The sequence below is a fragment of the Pseudomonas sp. PB106 genome, from assembly GCF_009764645.1.
GTDB lineage: Bacteria > Pseudomonadota > Gammaproteobacteria > Pseudomonadales > Pseudomonadaceae > Aquipseudomonas.
In genome coordinates, this window is record NZ_RWIM01000064.1 from 1 (window position 1) to 22,986 (window position 22,986).

Consider the following 22,986-nt stretch of genomic DNA (forward strand, 5'->3'; position numbering starts at 1 on the left):
TGTCCTACCTGGCGCACCGCGTCAATCAACGCATCTTCCAGAACCTCACCGTGCCGAAAATCATCGGCCAGGTCCTCGAAGAGCACGGCATCCAAAGCAACGCCTACGAATTCAAGACCGGTTCGATTTATCCCGAGCGCATCTACTGCGTGCAATACGATGAGTCGGACCTGCACTTCATCCAGCGCCTGTGCGAGGAAGAAGGTATTCACTATCACTTCCAGCACAGCGCCACCGCGCACAAACTGGTGTTCGGCGATGACCAGACGGTGTTCCCGAAACTGGCGCCAGTGGCCTACCAGCAAGACTCCGGCATGGTCGCCAGCGACCCGGTGATCAAGCGCTTCGACCTGCGCCTGGAAACCCGCACCAGCCGCACCACCCGCCGCGATTACGATTTCGAAAAACCACGCATCACCCTCGAAAGCGAAAACCGTGGCGACGCCCTGCCCGACCTCGAAGACTACGACTACCCGGGGCGTTTCATCGACCGCGAACGCGGCAAACACTTGGCCAAACGCGCCCTCGAACGTCATCGCAGCGACTTCCAGTTGGCTGAAGGCAAAAGCGATCAGCCGTTGCTGGTCAGCGGCCATTTCCTCGCCCTCACCGCGCACCCGAAAGCCAAGTGGAACGACCTCTGGTTGCTGACCGAAGTCCACCACGAAGGCAAGCAGCCGCAAGTCCTCGAAGAGTCGGTGACCAGCGACACCACCGCGCTGAAAGACGATTTCCACCAGGGCTACCGCAACCGTTTCCAGGCCACGCCGTGGGACGTGCCAAACCGCCCGCCCCTGCGCCATCCGAAACCGCGCATCCTCGGCAGCCAGAGCGCCGTGGTCACCGGCCCGAAAGGCGAAGAGATCCATTGCGACGAATACGGCCGCGTCAAAGTCCAGTTCCACTGGGACCGCGAAGGCCAGGCCGACGACAAAACCAGTTGCTGGTTGCGCGTCTCCAGCGCCTGGGCCGGCGCCCAATACGGCGGCATCGCCATCCCGCGCATCGGCATGGAAGTGCTGGTGACCTTCCTTGAGGGCGACCCCGATCAACCGCTGATCAGCGGCTGCCTGTACCACAAGGAAAACACCGTCCCGTATGCACTGCCGGCGAACAAGACCCGCAGCACCTTCAAAACCCTGAGCTCAATGGGCGGTGGCGGCTACAACGAACTGCGCATCGAAGACAAAAAAGGTCAGGAGCAGATCTACCTGCACGCCCAGCGCGACTGGGACGAAAACATCGAGCACGACCAGAAAATCCGCGTCGGCAACGAACGCCACGACACCGTCGAGCAGAACAGCTACAGCGAATTCAAAGCCGAAGAACACCACACCGTCTACGAAGACCGCAAAGTCGAAGCCCGCGCCAACGACCACCTCACCGTCGGCGTTAACCAGCACATCAAGATCGGCACCGGCCAGTTCATCGACGCGGGCCAGGAAATCCACCTCAGCAGCGGCATGAAAGTGGTGATGGAAGCCGGCGCAGAGCTGACCCTGATCGGCGGTGGCAGCTTTATCAAGATCGATGCCGGTGGCGTGACCATGAGCGGGCCGGTGATCAATATGAATTCCGGTGGCAGTCCGGGGAGCGGCACCGGCGCCGCGCCGTTGTTGCCGGGGGTGTTGAAACAGGCAGATGCGGATAAGGCCGGGCAGTTGCTGGTGCCGGCGCAGCGGCAGGCGTTGATGCAGAAGAAGCCGATTTGTGCGGTGTGCGAAGCCGCCAAACTGGCCGCGCAAACGGAGGCAAAGTAAATGATCGAGCTACCGCCACTCCCGAATGACCTGCCATGGGAAACCCCAGCCTATCTGCTGCTGGACGGCGTCAGCGTGCCCAATCTTGCGCGGCAATTATTTCAGTGGGACAACCAGGCCTACAGCCTGTACCAGTCCACTCGCTGGCAGGACCTGGCAGATATTTCGCCCTATTTGATCGCGCTGAAGGGCGCCGGCGATCCGCTCCTGGCGTACTTCACAGAGCGTGCATCCGAGGAGTGGGGGTACCTGCTTTTCAGCGACGTCGATGCGCATGCGTTATGGGGGCATTGGCGCCACTTGCTAAGCGTGGAACACCCGAGCGGCGTGGAAGTCATGCCGCGCATTGCGGATCCGGCGGTCATGCATCAGCTATTTGGGCTGGCTGAAAAAAACAGCAGCGCGCGCTGGTTCGGCCCGGTCAGCCATGTCTGCCTGCCCGACGGCGTTGAAATCAACTGGCAGCAACATGCCCGCCCTGAGCCCGCCATGGCTGAACCGGAAACCTATCGCTTGACGGATCAGGAACTCACCGCGTTGGGTGAAGTCGAGTTTCGTAACTTCGTCTCAGGTCTGAATGAACACTTGCATACTTACTTCGCGAACTTCATGGCGACATTTGCACCTGAAGTTCGACGCCCGTATGCGCAAGCACTCGCGGATGATGCCTATCAAAAGAGTTTTGCGTCCGAACAGGAAATCACCCTTTACGCGAACGTTTTCGGTTATCTCGCTGGTGAACCGGTCACTGATCATCCCGACATCGTTCAGCTACTGACGCAATCGTCACCTGAATCACCATTGAAACGCGTGACACGCGCTGCAGAACTGGCCGAACGCCGTGCTGCTGATCGACAAGGAAGCCAATCGTGACTGCTCAACAACCACCAAAACCCAGTGCCAATACTGCCGCGTTGGCCAAGCCGTCCAAGGACACTCGTGTGCCGATGGGCGTATGCCCGCTGATGAACAAGAAAGTGCAACTGCTGCCACTGCGCTACGGTCTGGTTCAGCACCTTGACCCGGCTTCCGAGCTGTCGATGCCGTATAAAACCAAGAGCCAGCCGCTGGGCATTCGCTTGCTGCGCGACGGTTATCTGTACATCGTCAATGGCACCACCGATTATCTGCACGAATACCGCATCGAGAAAGGCCAGATCACCAAACTGCTGTGGAACAGTCAGGAAGTGTCGGGCGACACCCGAACCAGTTCGGTCGGTGAGCCGCATCTGGTGTTCACGCGCCAACACACCTTGTACGCCAGCTACTCCGAGATTCAGTGGACGGCCTTCAAATGCTCGCAAGTGCTCAACTCCAAGGATGAACGCAAGCGCTTGATGCAGCAGCTCGAACTGGCAAGCGCCTGCCCGGAAAAGGGTGGCGAGCATTTGTTGAGCAAGCAGCAGGCGCAGAGTTGGCTGGCGGAGGTCAAGGAAGATCAGTCTCGATCCGATGCCAAACCAGAGGGTTCAAATCAGCAGGAAGGCGTGGCTTATCATTGGGAGGATCAGCCGCTCTTCAAGCAAACCACGATTGAAAGTCTGACCAGTAATGTGCAAGGCCCGTACAAGGATGATTACTTGTTTCTCGTACTGCGCGACGACATCGGCGTCATGCGTGATCTCGCCAATGCGCAGTTGAAAGTGGCGGACTGGATTGAGCAATGGAGCTCAGATGACCAGTGCCAGGCACAGTACCTCACCGGTTCCTATATCCAGTCCTTGTATGACGTCAACAGTTCGCGCCTTGAAGCGCTAAGTCAAACCGACCCAGCGATCAAGGCCTTGAAGGATGAAACCAACGAAGAACAACAATCGAAGATCTACGAGTTTCTGAAAGTACGTCGCGATCACAAGTATCCGGGCCCGTTTGGTACAGAAGAACACTGGCGAAGAGCGGCGAAAGTCAACGTCTACGCCCGTGCCTACGTGGATATGACGGACTCTCTTGGGCAAGAGCTTCATCGCAAGCATTACGACACGATCAACAAACTGAGCTTGCAGAGTTGGCAGACACTGCACGGTAAAGAACTTGGCCAGCGTGGCATTGACGACCTGATCAACAGGCCTGAAATGGAAGCTTTTGTCATAAAGCAGCAGATGCTGCTCAGTCACTGGCACACCCGCCTGCAGAATATCCGTGACGACCGCCTCACGATGTTTACCGGTGGCTACTTCCACGGCGCCGCCTGGTACTACGATTTCAAACTCGATGCGCAAATCAAGCATCGTCTGGAAACCGAATTCGTCTGTGTCGCCGCAATGTGTGCAGATCCTGCCGCAGTCGCAAAACTTGCGGCCTACATGGAAGCCAATCTGCTGACCGTCGTGCCCGGGCTCGACACCCTGACCCTGGCCGCACAAGTCGACGTAGCCAAAAAACTTGCGGACTTGAGCAGTTTCTCAATCAACGTGATTTCCGCCAAGGAGAACTTGGCCAACGTCAACGTGCTGACCAATCAGTTCCACAGCCTGATGACCAAGCGCCTGCCCAACTACGCCAAATTGAACACTCAGTTCATGGGCATGCAAAGCATGCTGGACGAAGCCTATAACCCGGCTCGGCAGATGAGAATTGCCGACCAGCTGGACAAAGCTCACGACGCCTTCGCGCGCGCGCAGACCATCGACCCCAACAGCTACATCCGCAAGATCGGCGCGCCGGCACGATTGCAGTTGTTGCGCGAATTCTCCCGCCAGGGACTGACGCTGCGAGGGGCATCCGCCGCTGAAATCAAAGCGTTCAACGTCGCCCGCGATCAGGCGCTGGAACTGCGCAGTCAGTTGAAGGAAAAATACAAGCTGCGCAATCGCGAACTGTCTCTGCAATCCAGCGGCTCGGGCAATCCGGACAGACTAGTGCACTACAACCAACAAATTACCCAGATCAAAAGCTCGCTTCTGCCATTGGAAGAAAGGCTCAGCGACGCCTTGACGGTAGGCGCCGACGGTCCGGCGAAAATCGGTACGGTGATCGACGGACTGGACCCGCAGTTGCGCGCGGAGATGGGCAGGACGGTACGAGACTTCCGCGCTACGGGGACTTTTAACAAGCCGCTCGCGGGGGCCATGAAGTCGAAGGGGGATGGGATTGCGTTTGCGTTGTTTGTGATTCAGGGGCAGAAATTCATAGAGGCGATGAGTTCTCTTGCAACAAAGACAACCACTACCGCATCTGAGAAATTTACGGCCTTTGAATCATTCATAGGGATGTCGTCTGCAGGTTTTGCGTCAGTCCAAGGATTATCCGTCACCATTTTCCAAGCGCATATCGAGCAAATGGAGAGTGCCGCAGGAAAATTGAACACGATGAGTCGCTTAGGCCGCTGGAGCGGCATCGCGGGATTGGGGGCGTTCGGATTTGGAATGGCAGCTGCAGCAATTGATCTCGGCAAACATTCTCTTCAGTGGGGTAAAGCTCTGGCACAAGGAGACTATAAGAGTTTGGGCGCCACAACGATGCAAATCGCAGGTGATGGAATATTGGTTGGTACAAATACCTGGGCGGCCAAGCATACGGGGACCATCGCCACAAACATTATGAAGGCACCGACCGAGTTGCGAGCTCTTGCATGGGCAGAGGCCAGCCCTCGCCTTTTAGCCATCGGAGCTCGCGCCAACCTGATAGGCTTGATCGCTACAGCCCTGCAACTGGTTGGAGAAGGTCTTTACAACTACTTCAATTTAGACGATCTGCAGAAATGGATGAAAAGCAGTGTATGGGGATCTGAGACCGAGAACCGAAGCTTTCAAGATGAGTGGAATGAACTGGCGAAAGTGGTACAAAAACCAACATGCGAAATGATTCGAAATGAAAAAAAGCAAACCTATCTGAAGCTGGTAATGCCGGGAGTCAGCACAGAGGAAATGGACAGTCGAAAATTGCAACTACAGTTGTACGAGAGATATCTCGATACCACACACCAAAAAATCGGTGCGGGACCTTTTCCTCTACGCTGGAAAAACTGTACTGAAACTTGGGTTACACGGCTCGTAATCGCTAGCAAGGGAAAGGAAGCATTAACACTCCACTTACCAATCAGCGACTTATTGCAGAACAAGAATTTTGCCATGGCTTTCAACATTGCATATCAATTGGAGGCCGAACGAGACGTCATGCACCAGACCTGTTTTGAAGTAAAGGATTGGCACATCACTGGTGCCCCCTATGCGCCTATGCCCACAAAAGGTGTGTTTAAAGTTGAGTCCATTGACAATTTCCCAGTAAAAACGAGCAAGTCTCAATTCATACTATTCAGAAAAGAAGACTTGGCGACTATCGATGTTTAAGAATCTCTTCAAACGTAAAGACAAACCTCTGACTGCCGAATCCCAGCTGGATATTCGAAACCAGCGACCTCACGCTGGGGAAATACGCGTAAAAGCATTGAGCGAGACTTTGTTTCTGTCGCCCTTGCCGGTTTATACAGGCCAGCCCCAATCATCTCGCCGTAATTTCTCTGAAATGAACGATAGCTTTCTAGAGCTAGGGGGTAACAATTGGGGAATGGTCGAGCAAGGAAAAATCTTGGCGGCTGGAATATGGATGATGATAAGTACGGCGTTCATAGCACCTGTACTTATATCCATCTGGCTCTGTACCTTTCAGCCGCCCGGTATTGATCGAGATTTTCTCGACACGGTTACAGGCTTTCTGCAAGTGTTTGCCACAGGATCACTCCTCCTGCTGATTCCACTGGGTGCTTACGCTTACGGAATGTTCTCCGGCGTATTCAAAGCAGCAAAAACCTACCCCGTCCGTTTCAACCGTCAACGCCGCGAAGTCTGCTACGTCGACAGCAAAACCCATCGTGTCCTGATCGTGCCTTGGGAAAGCGTCGTAGCTTGGGTTTCCAACACCCAAGGCGTCACCAGTTACGGCGCTACTCGTCAATACACGTTCGGCATGGGTCTGGAGGATGAAGAGCAGGACAAAGTGCAGTTCATCCTGCTGCCACAGCCCAGTGACGCACACGCTCTGGGAATGTGGACGTCGATTCGTAATTATATGGAAGACGGTCAATTGGTCGATGTTCCAAACCCGATGCTCAAGGCTTTAGGTCTAATTCCCACCGGAGATCGGCTTAAACCGTACGAAGGGCTGCACACTTTTGAAATCGAACGCGAAGACGCGCGCGCAATGGGTTCGCTGGACGAGGGCGGCGATGAACTGACGCCCGAGCAACGCGAGCACTACGGTTACTCGAAAAAATCCTACTGGCCACTGCGTCGTTGGTACATGTGGCGCGTGCTGAGCTTCTGGAAAATGCCTTACATGCTCGCCGAATGGGCGCATCGCAAAGGTCGGCCGACCCTTCCGGAACAAGTGCAAACATGGTCTCAGCCGTTGCCACCCGAGCAATGGGCCAAGCCCAGCGCTGCATTGGTGAAAGCCAATCAACTGGTCAAGACCGCCATGGACAAGAAAGGCGCAACGTTCGTCGAAGCCTGCAAGGCCACTGGATTGCTCTGAGGCATCCGCGCCAGCAGCACTCGCAGGCGACGACCGATATCAGACAGTCGCCAATCTTACCTGCTTCTCCAACTCCACCTTCAACCCCGGCTCCAGCTTCAGTTGCCGAGCCAGTTCATCCAGATAGCTTTTCTCCATGAAGTTCTCCTCGTCCACCAGCATCACACTGGCGATGTACATCTCCGCCGCCATCTCTGGCGTACTCGCGGCGCGGGCGACGTCGGTGGGGTCGAGGGGTTTGTTGAGTTCGGCGTGTAGCCATTGTTGCAGTTCCTGATCGTTGTCGAGTTTGGTGAATTCGCCTTCGATCAGTTGGCGTTCGCGGTCGTCGATGTGGCCGTCGGCCTTGGCGGCTGCGACCAGTGCTTTGAGAATGGCCTGGCTGTGTTGCTCTGCTTGTGCCGGTGGCAAGCGGTCGAGGGTTTGCGGTTCGCGTTGTGGGGCTGTGCCTTTCTGTGCGTTGTAATTGCCGTAGGCTTTGTAAGCCAGCACGCCCAGTGCTGCGAGCCCGCCATAGATCGCGACTTTGCCGCCAACCTTGCGCACTTTCTTGTTGCCGAGCAGCAGGCCCATTGCGCCAGCCGCCAATGCACCGCCACCTGCACCTGACAGCAGACTGCCGAGGCCACCGGAACCAGAAGCGCCGCCTAGCAATCCGCCCAAGCCACCGGCAGCCGATTTGTTCTGCGTTCCGCCAGCCTTGTTCTGCAGCAGATCCTGGCCGGATTTGAGCAGTTGATCGAGCAATCCACGGGTGTTCATGTTCCGCCTCCAAAACAGGGGTTATCCGGATCTATAAGGCCTCCAGCCTAGTTCGAAAGTGCCCGTGACCGGCCTGCGAGTGTGCTTCCAGATGTTGCTCAGCCCACACAGGCCCTTCGCGAAAATAGATATACACTCAGGCCAATCTATAAAAACCGCCCACTGGGTACCCTTGTCATGATGACCCTGCGTCAGATTCGTCACTTTATCGCCGTGGCCGAGACCGGCTCGATCTCCGCCGCCGCGCAAACCGCGTTCATTTCCCAATCGACCCTGACCTTGGCGATCCAGCAACTGGAAGAAGAAATCGGCGTCAGCCTGTTCAGCCGCCACGCCAAGGGCATGACCCTTACGCATCAGGGTCATCAATTCCTACGTCAGGCGCACCTGATTCTGGCGACCGTGGACAACGCCAAACGCAGCCTTCAGCAGAGCACCGATCAGGTCGCCGGGCAGTTGATCGTCGGTGTGACCAGCCTGGTCGCCGGTTATTACCTCGCGGATCTGCTCACGCGATTTCAACGCGCCTATCCCAATGTCGAAATCCGCGTGATGGAAGATGAGCGCCCCTACATCGAACATCTGCTGGTCAGCGGCGAGATCGATGTCGGCGTGTTGATCCTCTCCAACCTCGAAGACCGCCACGCCTTGCAGACTGAAGTGCTGACCCACTCGCCGCATCGGCTGTGGCTTCCAGCCCAGCATCCTTTGCTGGAGCACGACAGCATCAACCTCGCCGACGTCGCCCGCGAGCCGTTGATTCAACTGAACGTTGATGAAATGGATCGCAACGCCCAGCGTTTCTGGCGCGGTTCCGGGCTGCAACCGAAGATCACTTTGAGAACCGCGTCCACCGAAGCCGTGCGAAGTCTGGTCGCCGCCGGTTTGGGCGTGTCGATACAGCCCGACATGACTTATCGCCCTTGGTCACTGGAGGGCGACATCATCGAAGCGCGGCCCATCGCCGACCTCAACCAGACCCTCGACGTCGGCTTGGCCTGGCGCCGGGGGACCGCACGCCCGGCACTGGTCGATCCATTTCTGACCGTGGCCCGCGAGCAACCTCACGGCGGGCGCAAGCCATCTATTTAATCGAACGCAGCCTTCAGTATTTAGAATTTGTCGACCTCGGAGCCGCGCACTAGTCTTGCTGCATCTATAAGACGGTCGGCTCCCGGATCAAGGGAGCAACAATGGCCACACAAGAAAAGAGATCGCGGAAAATGGCTGGCGCGCAAACCCCGATGTGTACCGCGTTGTTGATCGATGGCGAATTGGTCGCCGGGGAAGGTTTCGTCGAGCCGATTATCAACCCGGCTACCGGTGAAATTCTCACGCACATCGCCGAGGCCAGCACCGAGCAAGTCGAAGCCGCCATCCTCGCCGCCCACCGCGCCTTCGCCGAATGGTCGCGCACCACGCCGCAGCAACGTTCAAACCTGCTGCTGGTCATCGCCAACGCCGTCGAAAAACACGCCGACCACCTCGCCCGCCTTGAATCGCTGAACTGCGGCAAGCCGCTGCACTTGGCGCGTCAGGACGATCTGACCGCGACCGTTGATGTGTTTCGTTTCTTCGCTGGGGCCGTGCGTTGCCAGACTGGTCAGTTGAGCGGCGAATACCTGCCGGGCTACACCAGCATGGTGCGCCGCGATCCGATTGGCGTGGTCGCTTCGATTGCGCCGTGGAATTACCCGATCATGATGGCAGCGTGGAAAATCGCCCCGGCCCTCGCCGCCGGCAACACGCTGGTGTTCAAACCTTCAGAACACACGCCGCTGTCGATCCTCGCCTTGGCGCCAGCGCTGGCTGAAATCCTCCCGCGCGGGGTCATCAACATCATCTGCGGTGGCGGCGAAGGCGTCGGCAGCCATTTGGTCGGCCACGCCAAAGTGCGCATGGTCTCGCTGACCGGCGATATCGTCACCGGGCAGAAAATCCTCCAGGCCGCGGCGAAAACCCTGAAACGCACGCACCTCGAACTCGGCGGTAAAGCCCCGGTAATCGTCTGCAACGACGCCGATATTCAAGCCGTGGTCGACGGCGTGCGCACCTATGGTTACTACAACGCCGGGCAGGACTGCACCGCCGCCTGCCGGATCTACGCGCAGGCCGGAATTCACGACAAATTGGTCGCCGAACTCGGCGCCGCCGTCAGCAGCCTGCGCTTTGCGGGCAAACGTGACGCCGACAACGAGATTGGCCCGCTGATCAGCACCCGTCAGCGCGACCGTGTCGCCAGTTTCGTCGAGCGCGCCCTCGGTCAGCCGCACATTGAGCGGGTCACCGGTGCGGCGGTGCACTCCGGCGCCGGTTTCTACTATCAACCAACACTGCTCGCGGGTTGTAAACAGAGCGATGAAATCGTTCAACGCGAAGTGTTCGGCCCGGTGGTCACCGTGACCCGTTTCGACGAGCTTGCGCAGGCCGTCGACTGGGCCAACGATTCCGAATACGGCCTCGCCTCGTCGGTGTGGACACAGAATCTGGACAAGGCGATGCAGGTCGCCGCGCGCTTGCAGTACGGCTGCACGTGGATCAACAGCCATTTCATGCTCGTCAGCGAAATGCCCCACGGCGGGCTGAAACGCTCCGGTTACGGCAAAGACTTATCCAGTGATTCGCTGCAGGACTACAGCGTGGTGCGGCACATCATGGCCCGCCACGGCCAGCATCTCTGACTACGCTAATAACAAGCCGCCAACGGCAAGCTTCACCGCGTTCACAGCTGCCCCGACCATAATTTAAAGAAGAGGGTTCAACCATGTTCGTGCACAAGACCGCACTGCTCAGTGCAATCACCACGGCCCTGCTGGCCAGTGCCAGCCTGCAAGCTGCCGAGCCGCTGAAGGCTGTCGGCGCTGGCGAGGGTCAGCTGGATATCGTTGCGTGGCCGGGTTACATCGAACGTGGCGAGAGCGATAAAGCCTACGACTGGGTGACTGGTTTCGAGCAGGAAACCGGCTGCAAGGTCAACGTGAAAACAGCGGCCACCTCGGACGAAATGGTCAGCCTGATGGCCAAGGGCGGTTACGACCTGGTCACCGCGTCGGGCGATGCGTCGTTGCGGCTGATCGTCGGCAAGCGTGTGCAACCTATCAACACTGCGTTGATCCCGAACTGGAACACCCTCGACCCACGCCTCAAAGACGCGCCGTGGTATGTGGTCAACAACCAGACTTATGGCACCCCGTACCAGTGGGGCCCGAACGTGTTGATGTACAACACCAACGTGTTCAAGACCGCGCCGACCAGCTGGAACGTGGTGTTCGCCGCGCAGGATCTGCCCGACGGCAAACCGAACAAGGGCCGCGTGCAGGCGTATGACGGGCCGATCTACATCGCCGACGCGGCGCTGTATCTGAAGTCGACCAAACCTGAACTGGGCATCAAGGATCCGTACCAACTCACCGAAGATCAGTACAAAGCCGTGCTCGATCTGTTGCGCGCGCAGCAGCCGCTGATCCACCGCTACTGGCATGACACCACGGTGCAGATGAGCGACTTCAAAAACGAAGGCGTGGTCGCGTCGAGCGCCTGGCCGTATCAGGTCAACGGCTTGATGAACGAGAAACAGCCGATCGCTTCGACCATTCCGAAAGAAGGCGCTACGGGCTGGGCTGATACCACCATGTTGCACGCCGAGGCCAAGCACCCGAACTGCGCGTACAAGTGGATGGACTGGTCGCTGAAACCGAAAGTCCAGGGTGATGTGGCGGCGTGGTTTGGTTCGTTGCCAGCCGTTCCGGCGGCGTGCAAGGAGAGTGAGTTGCTCGGTGCTGAAGGTTGCAAGACCAACGGTTTCGACCAGTTCGACAAGATCGCCTTCTGGAAAACCCCGCAGGCTGAGGGCGGCAAGTTTGTGCCGTATAGCCGCTGGACCCAGGACTACATCGCGATCATGGGCGGCCGCTAGCCTTCACTCGATGCCGCTCATTCCCACGCTCTGCGTGGGAATGCATCACCGGACGCTCCGCGTCCATTCGCACGAGGTGACGCAGAGCGTCACAGGCTGCATTCCCATGCAGAGCGTGGGAACGATCAATGGCACTGTCCTCCTGTAGGAGCTGCCGCAGGCTGCGATCTTTTCGACGCACACACGACTTTTTTGAAAGCCCGCTTTACCGGAGCACCGCACCATGACGCTTGCAGTCCAGTTCACCAACGTTTCCCGGCAGTTCGGCGAGGTGAAGGCCGTTGACCGGGTTTCCATCGATATTCAGGACGGCGAGTTCTTTTCCATGCTTGGCCCTTCGGGCTCGGGCAAAACCACCTGCCTGCGCCTGATCGCCGGGTTCGAACAACCGAACGCCGGCTCGATCCGCATTCACGGCGCTGAAGCGGCCGGTTTGCCGCCGTATCAACGTGACGTCAACACGGTGTTTCAGGATTACGCGCTGTTCCCGCACATGAACGTGCTCGACAACGTCGCTTACGGTTTGAAGGTCAAAGGCGTCGGCAAAACCGAGCGCCATAAACGCGCCGAAGAAGCCTTGGACATGGTCGCCCTCGGCGGTTACGGCGCGCGTAAACCGGTGCAATTGTCCGGTGGTCAACGCCAGCGCGTCGCCCTCGCCCGCGCCTTGGTCAATCGTCCGCGCGTGCTGTTGCTCGATGAGCCTTTGGGCGCACTCGACCTGAAACTGCGCGAGCAAATGCAAAGCGAACTGAAGAAGCTGCAACGCCAACTCGGCATCACCTTCATCTTCGTCACCCACGATCAAACCGAAGCGCTGTCGATGTCCGATCGCGTCGCCGTATTCAACAAGGGCCGCATCGAACAGGTCGACACCCCGCGCAATCTGTACATGAAACCGACCACCACATTTGTCGCCGAATTCGTCGGCACCTCGAACGTGATTCGTGGCGATCTGGCCCGCCAAATCAGTGGCCATCCGCAGCCGTTTTCAATCCGCCCGGAACACGTGCGTTTCGCTGAAGGCCCGCTGGCCAGTCACGAAATCGAAGTCAGCGGTCTGCTCCACGACATCCAGTATCAGGGCAGCGCCACGCGTTATGAATTGAAGCTGGAAAACGGCCAGACCCTGAGCATCAGTCACGCCAACAATCAGTGGATCGACAGCAGCGCGCAGCATCAGACCGGCCAGCGCCTGAGCGCGCGGTGGGCACGGGAAGCGATGATTGCGCTGCACGACACCGTGGCAAGTGGGGTGTGACATGAGCACGCTTGCGATGACTGCATCGCCGCCGTTGCGCAGGTTTTCCAACCTGCTCTACCGCAAACCGAACCTGTATCTGTCGATGCTGTTGGTGCCGCCGCTGCTGTGGTTCGGCGCGATTTATCTCGGCTCGTTGCTGGTGCTGCTGTGGCAAGGTTTCTACACCTTTGACGACTTCACCATGGAGGTCACCCCTGACCTGACCCTGGCCAATTTTGCCGCGCTGTTTCAGCCGTCGAACTTCGACATCATCCTGCGCACGCTGAGCATGGCCATCGTCGTTTCGATCGCCAGCGCCATCGTCGCGTTTCCGATCGCCTACTACATGGCGCGCTACACCACGGGCAAAACCAAAGCGTTTTTCTACATCGCGGTGATGATGCCGATGTGGGCCAGTTACATCGTCAAGGCCTACGCGTGGACGTTGCTGCTGGCCAAGGGCGGCGTGGCGCAGTGGTTCGTGCAGCATCTTGGATTGGAGCCCGTGTTGCAGTTCATTCTGGGGATTCCCGGGGTGGGCGGCAGCACCTTGTCGACCTCGCATTTGGGGCGGTTCATGGTGTTCGTTTATATCTGGCTGCCATTCATGATTCTGCCGATTCAGGCATCGCTGGAGCGTCTGCCGCCGTCGCTGTTGCAGGCTTCCGCTGACCTTGGTGCGAAGCCGCGTCAAACCTTTATGCAGGTGATTTTGCCGCTGTCGATTCCGGGGATTGCTGCCGGTTCGATCTTCACGTTTTCGCTGACCCTGGGCGACTTCATCGTGCCGCAACTGGTCGGCCCGCCGGGCTACTTCGTCGGCAGCATGGTGTACGCGCAGCAAGGTGCGATCGGCAATATGCCGATGGCCGCCGCGTTTACCTTGGTGCCAATTGTGTTGATCGCGGTGTACCTGTCCATCGTCAAACGACTGGGGGCCTTCGATGCGCTCTGAGAAAGCATCATTAGGCTTAAAGATCGCAGCCTGGGGCGGGTTGGTGTTTCTGCACTTTCCGATCCTGATCATCTTCCTTTACGCCTTCAACACCGAGGAAGCCGCGTTCAGTTTTCCGCCGAAGGGCTTCACGTTGCACTGGTTCAGCGTGGCGTTTTCGCGGCCTGACGTTTTGGAGTCGATCAAGCTTTCATTGCAGATCGCGGCCATCGCCACGTTGATTGCGATGGTGCTCGGCACCTTGGCTTCGGCAGCGTTGTACCGCCGCGACTTCTTCGGCAAACAGGGCATTTCGCTGATGCTGATCCTGCCGATTGCGTTGCCGGGGATCATCACCGGGATCGCGCTGCTGGCGACGTTCAAGACGCTGGGGATCGAGCCGGGGATGTTCACCATCATTGTCGGCCACGCGACCTTCTGCGTGGTGATCGTCTACAACAACGTCATCGCCCGCCTGCGCCGTACTTCGCACAGTCTGATCGAGGCCTCGATGGACCTCGGCGCCGATGGCTGGCAGACCTTCCGCTACATCATCCTGCCGAACCTCGGCTCGGCGTTGCTGGCCGGGGGCATGTTGGCATTTGCGCTGTCATTCGACGAAATCATCGTCACCACGTTTACCGCCGGGCATGAGCGCACGTTGCCGTTGTGGCTGCTCAATCAACTGAGCCGGCCACGGGATGTGCCGGTGACCAACGTCGTCGCGATGCTGGTGATGATGGTGACGATGCTGCCGATCCTTGGCGCGTATTACCTGACGCGCGGCGGCGAGAGTGTCGCTGGTAGCGGCGGTAAATAACCGAATAACCGAACTAACCGAATCCCGTGTAGGAGCTGCCGAAGGCTGCGATCTTTTGATCTTGATCTTCAAAGCAACATCAAAAGATCGCAGCCTTCGGCAGCTCCTACAGGGGTTCGGTTTCGGCAGAACAATAAAGTGTTAGTGAGGACAACAGACATGCAAACCAAACTCTTGATCAACGGCCAACTGGTCAACGGCGAAGGCCCGGCGCAACCAGTGCTCAATCCCTCGCTCGGCGAAGTTCTGGTTGAAATCAACGAAGCCAGCGAAGCCCAGGTCGACGCTGCCGTGCGCGCTGCCGACAACGCTTTCGCCGACTGGTCGCAAACCGCGCCGAAAGACCGCTCGCTGCTGCTGCTCAAACTCGCCGACGCCATCGAAGCTCACGGCGAAGAACTGGCCAAACTCGAATCCGACAACTGCGGCAAACCCTACAGCGCCGCGCTCAACGACGAGATTCCGGCGATTGCCGACGTGTTCCGTTTCTTCGCCGGCGCCAGCCGTTGCATGAGCGGTTCGGCCGGTGGCGAATATCTGCCCGGCCACACCTCGATGATCCGCCGCGACCCGGTGGGCGTGATCGCTTCCATCGCGCCATGGAACTACCCGCTGATGATGGTCGCCTGGAAAATCGCCCCGGCGCTGGCGGCCGGTAATACCGTGGTGCTCAAGCCGTCGGAACAAACGCCGCTCACTGCGTTGCGTCTGGCCGAACTGGCGTCGGAAATCTTCCCGGCTGGCGTACTCAATCTGGTGTTTGGTCGCGGTCCTACTGTTGGTAGTCCGTTGGTCACCCATCCGAAGGTGCGCATGGTCTCGCTGACCGGCTCCATCGCTACGGGCGCCAATATCATTTCCAGCACCGCCGACAGCGTCAAACGCATGCACATGGAACTCGGTGGCAAGGCGCCGGTGATCATTTTCGACGACGCGGATATCGATGCGGCGGTGGAAGGTATTCGCACCTTTGGCTTCTACAACGCCGGGCAGGATTGCACCGCCGCGTGCCGGATTTATGCGCAGCAAGGTATCTACGACAAGTTCGTCGAGAAGCTCGGCGCGGCGGTCAGCAGCATCAAGTACGGTTTGCAGGATGATCCGTCGACTGAACTGGGACCGTTGATCACGGCGCAGCATCGCGACCGTGTTGCCGGGTTTGTCGAGCGTGCGGTGGCGCAATCGCACATCCGCTTGATCACTGGCGGCAAGGCTGTCGACGGTAACGGCTTCTTCTTTGAACCGACCGTGTTGGCCGATGCCCAGCAGGACGACGAAATCGTTCGCCGCGAAGTGTTTGGGCCGGTGGTTTCGGTGACCAAGTTCACCGATGAAGCGCAGGCGCTGGAATGGGCCAACGATTCCGACTACGGCCTCGCGTCCTCGGTGTGGACAGCGGATGTCGGCCGCGCGCATCGCATGTCGGCGCGTTTGCAGTACGGCTGCACGTGGGTGAACACGCACTTCATGCTTGTCAGCGAAATGCCCCATGGCGGTCAGAAATTGTCTGGTTACGGGAAAGACATGTCCATGTATGGGCTGGAGGACTACACCACTGTTCGGCATGTGATGTTCAAGCATTAACGGCGAAAAGATCGCAGCCTGCGGCGGCTCCTAAATGATGGACGCCGCTCTTCTGTAGGAGCTGCCGCACGCTGCGATCTTTTCCGCGACACACGGACGATGTCGGCGACTCACCACCAGGCTTCACCGAAACCAAAACAACAACTACCGAACCGGGCGGCGCCTGCATGGCCCCGCCACGGCCTCGGCCATCCGAAATCTGCCGATTTCACGGAGCAAACACACATGAGTTCCTCACCCGATCTCGCCACAGCCGTTGCCGACAGCGATGCCGAACAACTGCGCAAACTGGGCTACACCTCGAACTTCAACCGCAGCATGAGCCTGTGGGAAAACTTCGCTTTAGGCTTCACTTATCTGTCACCGGTTGTAGGGGTTTATACCCTTTTCGGCCTGTGCCTCGCCGCTGGCGGCCCACCGATGTTCTGGGCCTACTTGCTGGTCGGTTGCGGCCAGTTGCTGGTGTGCCTGATCTTCGGCGAGGTGGTTTCACAATTCCCGATTTCCGGCGGCGTTTACCCTTGGGCACGCCGATTGGTCGGTAAAAAATGGGCATGGATGGTCGGCTGGATCTACTCCATCGCCCTCTGCGTCACCATCGCTGCCGTTGCGGTCGGCGCTGGCCCGTACCTGGCCGCCATGCTCGGTTTTGAGCCGAGCAACAACACCAACATCGTCATCGCCCTGGTACTGACCCTGTTCGCCACACTGGTCAACCTCAGCGGCACCAAAGTGCTGGCGCGCATCGCCATGTTCGGCTTCCTCTGCGAACTGATCGGCGCAGTGATCGTCGGCGTTTACCTGCTGGTGTTCGAACGTCATCAACCGCTCAGCGTGCTGTTCAACACCTTCGACATCAGCGTCGACGGCTCGTACCTGCCGGCGTTCCTCACCGCATCGCTGGCGGGGATGTTCCTCTACTACGGCTTCGAGGCCTGCGGCGATGTCGCCGAAGAAACCCCGAACCCGAGCGCAAAAATCCCGGTGGCCATGCGCATGACCATTTACATCGGCGGCATCGCGGCGATGTTCGCCTGCCTGGCGCTGATCCTCGCCGTGCCGGACATGCAAGCGGTGATCAACGGCACCGACAAAGACCCGGTCACCACCATCCTCAACAACGCCTTCGGCCCGGTCGGCTCGAAAGTAGTGATGGGCGTGGTAATGATTTCCTTCATCTCCTGCGTCATCAGCCTACAAGCCGCGGCGAGCCGTCTGCTGTACTCCTACGCTCGCGATGAAATGGTCATCGGCAGCCGACTGCTGAAAAAGATTTCTCCTACCACCCAAGTACCGGTTGCCGCACTGTTCGTGTCCGGCGTCCTGCCGGCGCTGATCATCGCCCTCGGCTTCCTCCTGCAAGACGCCGTGGCCACCATCGTCAGCTTCGCCGCCATCGGCATCTACCTCGCGTTCCAGATGATCGTCCTGGCCGCGCTGTACGCCCGCAGCAAAGGCTGGAAACCGAGCGGCAAATTCACCCTCGGCGCGTGGGGCTGGCCGGTGAACATTGGCGCACTGGTGTACGGCGTCGGCGCAATCATCAACATGGCCTGGCCACGCACGCCGGATGCGGCGTGGTATGTGAACTATGCGATGGTGTTGAGCACGGCGATCGTGATTGGCTTGGGCCTGGTTTATATGTGGATTGGCAAGCCGTATGACCACGGCAAGGCGCCGGCTGGGGATGCTTGGAAGGTGAGTCGCTAAGAAGAATCACCCCGGAATCGAGATTTGATTCCGGGGTCTCCTCGAAGCACTGCCATCAATTCATCAGTACGCCATTTGATATCGGCTTTACCTCTAACAGCTTCGAAGCGATCCAGATCGATCACCTTTCTCTTTTTACCCTTCGCTTCATCTTTGCTCACAGAATTGCTTCTCCCTTTTCCCGATTGCTAACTCATAAAGGAAAATCTTCGGTGCAGGGATGGTTTAGCAGCGGAAGCTAAAAAAACAGGCATTTCCTACAGATATGACCTTCCTGAAAAAGCCCCATTTCCTACGCTGTGCGTCGACAGAGTAGACTTGTCGCCGCAAGCGCCTGACCGATAGGCTTTATCCCGTCGCTGTTAATTCAGCGACCCGGGGTCGAAGCCGGAAACTGTCAACGCGGTGCTTGCATGCCCTCCATTGAACTGTGGCTGTCACAGCTTCAGTTTTGCTTTATGGCGGGCCGTGTGGCGCGGGCCTTCTGGCTTTTCCGTGTTTGACTGGAAGTATCCCGACTTCGAACGCCACACGGTTCGCCACCCAACTTGTCGAAGAGTTGATGGCGACTTTCCTACTCAAATCGGAAGTCACTACATGTCTGCGCAAATCCAAAATTCATCGTCGACCCATTTCACCCCCACCGCCTTCACCCGCCACAACCGCTTCCTCCACGCCTTCATGCAAGGCCACGAAGCCTGGTTCTGCGTGCAAGATCTCGGTCGCTTGATGGGCTATCCGCTGAACGAACGCCTAACCCTGAAACTCGATCCCGACCAGCGTCGCAATGTCCTCATGCGCAAGGACGGCGAAATCATCGATTGCGCGATGGTCAGCGCATCGGGCCTGTTCGCGCTGCTCGTCCATCACGTCGTCCCGGAAAACCGCTACCTGCGCCAATGGCTGAGTCATGAAGTCATCCCGATGCTGCGCGAAACTTATTCAAGCCCAATGGAAAACCACCCGAGCCTGAGTTCGATGCATTGGGCAGGCGTCACCGTGCCGCTGCTGCACTGGCAACAGCAGGCGTGGGTCAAATGGCGGGATGTGCCGGAGTTGATGCACAGCCAGCGGCCGTATCCCGTACTGGGAACGTGAAGCTGATTCCAAAAAAAAGGGGCGGACTTCTCAGTCCGCCCCTTTTTATCTTCTCTTAAAACCGCGAAACACTCCGCATCGCATCCACCAGATACCGCATCGCAATCCGGTCACTTTCCGAAAGTTCCCGATAACGCTCCACCAGCTTCAACTCTTCCGAGTTCAGCCGACGTCTTCTGCGACCGCTGCCCAGGCAAGGAAAGATGCCCAACATGTCGGTAATGCCTTGTATTTTTGCCATGGACGATGTCCTTCTCTAATACGTCAAAGAACTGCTTAAACACCACATCGCCCTGCCCCTTACAGCAGCGCCTTGTGCCCTGCCGGCTAAATGGGTCGCGCCGGTCATGCCCATAGAATAGAAATTTATTCGGCGCTGAAAAGGGGTTTTTAGAGTAATTAGTCGAGAAAAGCAGATATGCCGTATAAATCAGAAGGTCCTGTCAGATTTTTAACCGACATGTCTTGTTTCATTGACACCCTGTCGCACTGAATCAACGAATTTTGCATTGCGAGCGAACGGTTTAAGCTAGCGGGCATCTGTTTATAGTCCGTTGCGTTTGGCCGAAGGCTTGTCCGAACCGTAATTTCTGATCCAGCACGTGCCAGGAACGGCGCGGGATTGCACACGACAGGTTGTATTTATGCACCGCAGGAATTTGCTCAAAGCGTCCATGGCCATTGCGGCTTACACCGGTCTTTCGGCCACCGGCCTGCTGGCGACCCGCGCGTGGGCGGCCAGTGGCGGCGCCGCTGATGGCGAGGCGCAGGCCTTCGACTTCGAGGCACTGAAGCGCCAGGCCAAGCAACTCGCTGGCAGCGCCTATCAGGACACTAAACAGGTGCTGCCGCCGACGTTGGCAACGATGACCCCGCAGAACTTCAATGCGATCCGCTACGACGGCGATCATTCGTTGTGGAAGGAGAACAAGGGCCAGCTCGACGTGCAGTTCTTCCACGTCGGCATGGGCTTCCGCCAGCCGGTGCGCATGTACAGCGTTGACCCGAAAACCCGCACCGCGCGGGAGGTGCATTTCCGTCCGACGCTGTTCAATTACGAGAACACCTCGGTCGACACCCAGCAGCTCAAGGGCGATTTGGGTTTCGCCGGTTTCAAGCTGTTCAAGGCGCCGGAACTGGATCGCCATGACGTGGTGTCGTTCCTCGGCGCCAGTTATTTCCGCGCGGTGGATGCGACTGGCCAATATGGCCTCTCCGCGCGCGGTCTGGCGATCGACACTTACGCCAAGAAGCGCGAAGAATTTCCTGACTTCACCAAGTTCTGGTTCGAGACGCCGGATCAGAACGCCACGCGTTTTGTGGTCTACGCCCTGCTCGACTCACCGAGCGCCACCGGCGCGTACCGCTTCGACATCGATTGCCAGGCCGAGCGCGTGGTGATGGAGATCGACGCACACATCAACGCGCGCACCGCCATCGAGCAACTGGGTATCTCGCCGATGACCAGCATGTTCAGTTGCGGCAACCACGAACGCCGCATGTGCGACACCATTCACCCGCAAATCCACGACTCGGATCGCCTGGCCATGTGGCGTGGCAACGGTGAGTGGATCTGCCGTCCGCTGAACAACCCGGCGACGCTGCAATTCAACGCGTTTGCCGACACCAATCCGAAAGGTTTCGGTCTGGTGCAGACCGACCATGAGTTCGCCAACTATCAGGACACTGTGGACTGGTACAGCAAGCGCCCGAGCCTGTGGGTAGAACCGACCACTGCGTGGGGCGAAGGCTCTATCGATCTGCTGGAAATCCCGACCACCGGCGAGACCCTCGACAACATCGTGGCGTTCTGGACGCCGAAAAAACCGGTGGCTGCCGGTGATTCGCTGAACTACGGCTACAAGCTTTACTGGAGCGCGCTGCCGCCAGTGAGCACGCCACTGGCGCGGGTGCAGGCGACTCGTTCCGGCATGGGCGGTTTCGTCGAAGGCTGGGCACCTGGCGAGCATTACCCGCCGGTGTGGGCACGTCGTTTTGCCGTGGACTTCACGGGTGGCGGTCTGGATCGATTGCCGCAGGGCACCGGGATTGAACCGGTGGTGACGTGCTCTCACGGCAAGGTGCAGGATTTCAGCGTATTGGTGCTGGATGACATCAAGGGTTACCGGATTCTGTTTGACTGGTACCCGACCAGCGACAGCGTCGAGCCGGTGGAGCTGCGGTTGTTTATCCGCACCAACGATCGCACGTTGAGCGAGACCTGGTTGTACCAGTACTTCCCGCCGGCGCCGGACAAACGCAAATATCCTTGAGGGATTGAGGCGCCTGGACGGGCCTCATCGCTGGCAAGCCAGCTCCCACAGGTTCGGTGCGATACACAAAACCCGTATTCAACGCCAACCATTGTGGGAGCTGGCTTGCCAGCGATGAAGGCAGCATTTCAACAAAAAACCATCAGACAAAACAAAGCCCCGCCATCACTGGCCGGGGCTTTTTGCTTTCTCGCGACTCACTCAATCGCGCAGATCAGACTCATGAATCGGCTGATCCCGATGCGTCGCGCGCTGATACTGCGCCGGCCATACCGCTTGGCGCCCGCCCAGATCATCGTCGGCATGCAGCGGCCAATACGGATCACGCAGCAGCTCGCGGGCGAGGAAAATGATGTCGGCCTGACAGGTGCGCAAAATGTGCTCGGCCTGCGCCGGCTCGGTAATCATTCCCACAGTGCCGGTGGCGATGCCTGACTCCTTGCGCACGCGTTCGGCGAAGCGCGTCTGATAACCCGGCCCCACCGGAATCTCGGCATTGGCGGCGGTTCCGCCCGACGATACGTCGATCAGATCGGCGCCAAGGGTATGCAGACGGCGCGCCAGCTCCACGGTTTCATCCGGGTTCCAGCCGTCTTCAACCCAGTCAGTGGCCGACACGCGAACAAACACCGGCAGTTCCTCCGGCCACACCGCCCGCACCGCTTCAGTCACTTGCAGCACCAGGCGAATACGGTTTTCAAACGAACCGCCGTACTGATCCCGGCGCTGATTGCTCAGCGGCGAGAGAAATTGATGCAGCAGATAACCATGCGCAGCGTGCACCTCCACCACACTGAAACCGGCCTTCAGCGCACGTTTGGCGGCATCGACAAAGGCCTGAATGACGTCGGCAATCTGCCCTTCATCGAGCTGTTTGGGTTGCGTGTGTTGCGGGTCAAAGGCAATCGGCGACGGTCCGACCGGGGTCCAGCCGCCGTCATCGGGTTTGACGCTGCCATGCTTGCCGATCCACGGCCGATGAGTACTGGCCTTGCGCCCGGCGTGGGCCAGTTGAATGCCAGCGACCGCGCCTTGGGCGGTGATGAAGCGGGTGATGCGTTGCAGCGGTTCGATCTGTTCGTCGTTCCACAGGCCCAAGTCTTCGGCGGTGATCCGCCCGTCGGCTGTGACCGCCGTGGCTTCGGTGAATACCAGACCCGCGCCACCCACCGCGCGGCTGCCGAGGTGCACCAGGTGCCAGTCGTTGGCGAGGCCGTCGACGCTCGAGTATTGGCACATCGGTGAGACGGCGATGCGATTGGGCAGGGTCAGTTGGCGAAGGGTGAAGGGTTCAAGCAGCAGACTCATGGGGCACCTCTCAAATCAGTGGGCAGGCTCCAGGGTTCTGTTTGAATAGTCGACGAGTGACAGGAAAAGGGTGCAGCACCCGCCCCCGCGGGCAAAAAATTCGACA

Annotated in this window: 18 protein-coding genes; 14 read left to right on the plus strand and 4 right to left on the minus strand. The window is 58.4% G+C overall.

Features of this window, described 5'->3' with window-relative positions; genetic code table 11:
• The 4 genes from tssI to EJA71_RS08345 all read left to right on the plus strand — a co-directional run.
• Positions 1–1,760: type VI secretion system tip protein VgrG (tssI, locus tag EJA71_RS08330; protein ID WP_158955846.1), on the plus strand; the 1,760-nt coding region annotated here is incomplete at its 5' end.
• Positions 1,761–2,633, plus strand: coding sequence for a DUF4123 domain-containing protein (locus tag EJA71_RS08335; protein WP_158955849.1), 873 nt, complete (start codon positions 1,761–1,763; stop codon positions 2,631–2,633).
• Positions 2,630–6,049 (plus strand): toxin VasX, encoded by a 3,420-nt coding sequence (locus tag EJA71_RS08340; RefSeq protein ID WP_158955851.1) that lies wholly within the window; start codon positions 2,630–2,632, stop codon positions 6,047–6,049. Before EJA71_RS08335 ends, EJA71_RS08340 begins: the two co-directional genes overlap by 4 nt.
• Positions 6,042–7,232, plus strand: coding sequence for a DUF6708 domain-containing protein (locus EJA71_RS08345; protein WP_256671557.1), 1,191 nt, complete (start codon positions 6,042–6,044; stop codon positions 7,230–7,232). The genes EJA71_RS08340 and EJA71_RS08345 overlap by 8 nt, the downstream gene beginning before the upstream one ends.
• 39 nt (positions 7,233–7,271) lie before the next feature.
• Here EJA71_RS08345 and EJA71_RS08350 read toward each other — a convergent pair whose 3' ends face one another.
• The gene (locus tag EJA71_RS08350; protein ID WP_158955864.1) at positions 7,272–7,994 is read right to left on the minus strand and encodes a tellurite resistance TerB family protein; all 723 of its coding nucleotides are present in this window, start codon (positions 7,992–7,994) and stop codon (positions 7,272–7,274) included.
• Between the two features lie 177 nt (positions 7,995–8,171).
• On the opposite strand from EJA71_RS08350, the gene EJA71_RS08355 reads away from it, so the two are divergent.
• From EJA71_RS08355 to EJA71_RS08390, 8 genes are all read left to right on the plus strand, one after another.
• A complete protein-coding gene (locus EJA71_RS08355; protein WP_007949637.1) occupies positions 8,172–9,086 on the plus strand; it encodes a LysR family transcriptional regulator in 915 nt (304 codons plus the stop codon).
• 131 nt (positions 9,087–9,217) lie between these two features.
• The gene (locus EJA71_RS08360) at positions 9,218–10,675 is read left to right on the plus strand and encodes a gamma-aminobutyraldehyde dehydrogenase (protein WP_158955941.1); all 1,458 of its coding nucleotides are present in this window, start codon (positions 9,218–9,220) and stop codon (positions 10,673–10,675) included.
• Between the two features lie 83 nt (positions 10,676–10,758).
• On the plus strand, positions 10,759–11,910 hold the full coding sequence (gene ydcS, locus EJA71_RS08365) for a putative ABC transporter substrate-binding protein YdcS (RefSeq protein WP_158829609.1): 1,152 nt from the start codon (positions 10,759–10,761) through the stop codon (positions 11,908–11,910).
• Positions 11,911–12,133: 223 nt separating this feature from the next.
• Positions 12,134–13,171 carry an ABC transporter ATP-binding protein gene (locus EJA71_RS08370; protein WP_158955866.1) on the plus strand — a complete coding sequence of 346 codons (1,038 nt, stop codon included), beginning with the start codon at positions 12,134–12,136 and terminating at the stop codon, positions 13,169–13,171.
• Between the two features lie 16 nt (positions 13,172–13,187).
• On the plus strand, positions 13,188–14,108 hold the full coding sequence (locus EJA71_RS08375) for an ABC transporter permease (RefSeq protein WP_371925650.1): 921 nt from the start codon (positions 13,188–13,190) through the stop codon (positions 14,106–14,108).
• Complete coding sequence (locus EJA71_RS08380) at positions 14,098–14,907, plus strand: ABC transporter permease (protein WP_158955870.1); 810 nt, start codon at positions 14,098–14,100, stop codon at positions 14,905–14,907. Before EJA71_RS08375 ends, EJA71_RS08380 begins: the two co-directional genes overlap by 11 nt.
• A gap of 159 nt (positions 14,908–15,066) precedes the next feature.
• The gene (locus EJA71_RS08385) at positions 15,067–16,491 is read left to right on the plus strand and encodes a gamma-aminobutyraldehyde dehydrogenase (protein ID WP_110721207.1); all 1,425 of its coding nucleotides are present in this window, start codon (positions 15,067–15,069) and stop codon (positions 16,489–16,491) included.
• Positions 16,492–16,716: 225 nt separating this feature from the next.
• On the plus strand, positions 16,717–18,201 hold the full coding sequence (locus EJA71_RS08390; protein ID WP_158955872.1) for an APC family permease: 1,485 nt from the start codon (positions 16,717–16,719) through the stop codon (positions 18,199–18,201).
• Here EJA71_RS08390 and EJA71_RS08395 read toward each other — a convergent pair.
• Entirely contained in the window at positions 18,198–18,362 is a 165-nt protein-coding gene (locus tag EJA71_RS08395) for a hypothetical protein (protein WP_158242603.1), read from the minus strand. The two genes, EJA71_RS08390 and EJA71_RS08395, sit on opposite strands and share 4 nt — an antisense overlap.
• Before the next feature lie 436 nt (positions 18,363–18,798).
• On the opposite strand from EJA71_RS08395, the gene EJA71_RS08400 reads away from it, so the two are divergent.
• On the plus strand, positions 18,799–19,299 hold the full coding sequence (locus EJA71_RS08400) for a Bro-N domain-containing protein (protein ID WP_158955874.1): 501 nt from the start codon (positions 18,799–18,801) through the stop codon (positions 19,297–19,299).
• Positions 19,300–19,354: 55 nt separating this feature from the next.
• Here EJA71_RS08400 and EJA71_RS08405 read toward each other — a convergent pair whose 3' ends face one another.
• On the minus strand, positions 19,355–19,540 hold the full coding sequence (locus EJA71_RS08405) for a hypothetical protein (RefSeq protein WP_053117475.1): 186 nt from the start codon (positions 19,538–19,540) through the stop codon (positions 19,355–19,357).
• A gap of 403 nt (positions 19,541–19,943) precedes the next feature.
• Here EJA71_RS08405 and EJA71_RS08410 point away from each other — a divergent pair, with 403 nt between their 5' ends.
• Positions 19,944–21,572 (plus strand): glucan biosynthesis protein D, encoded by a 1,629-nt coding sequence (locus EJA71_RS08410; RefSeq protein ID WP_158955876.1) that lies wholly within the window; start codon positions 19,944–19,946, stop codon positions 21,570–21,572.
• 201 nt (positions 21,573–21,773) lie between these two features.
• Here the strand turns inward: EJA71_RS08410 and EJA71_RS08415 are convergent, their stop codons facing one another.
• A complete protein-coding gene (locus EJA71_RS08415; RefSeq protein ID WP_158955878.1) occupies positions 21,774–22,880 on the minus strand; it encodes an NADH:flavin oxidoreductase/NADH oxidase in 1,107 nt (368 codons plus the stop codon).
• Positions 22,881–22,986 lie beyond the last annotated feature (106 nt).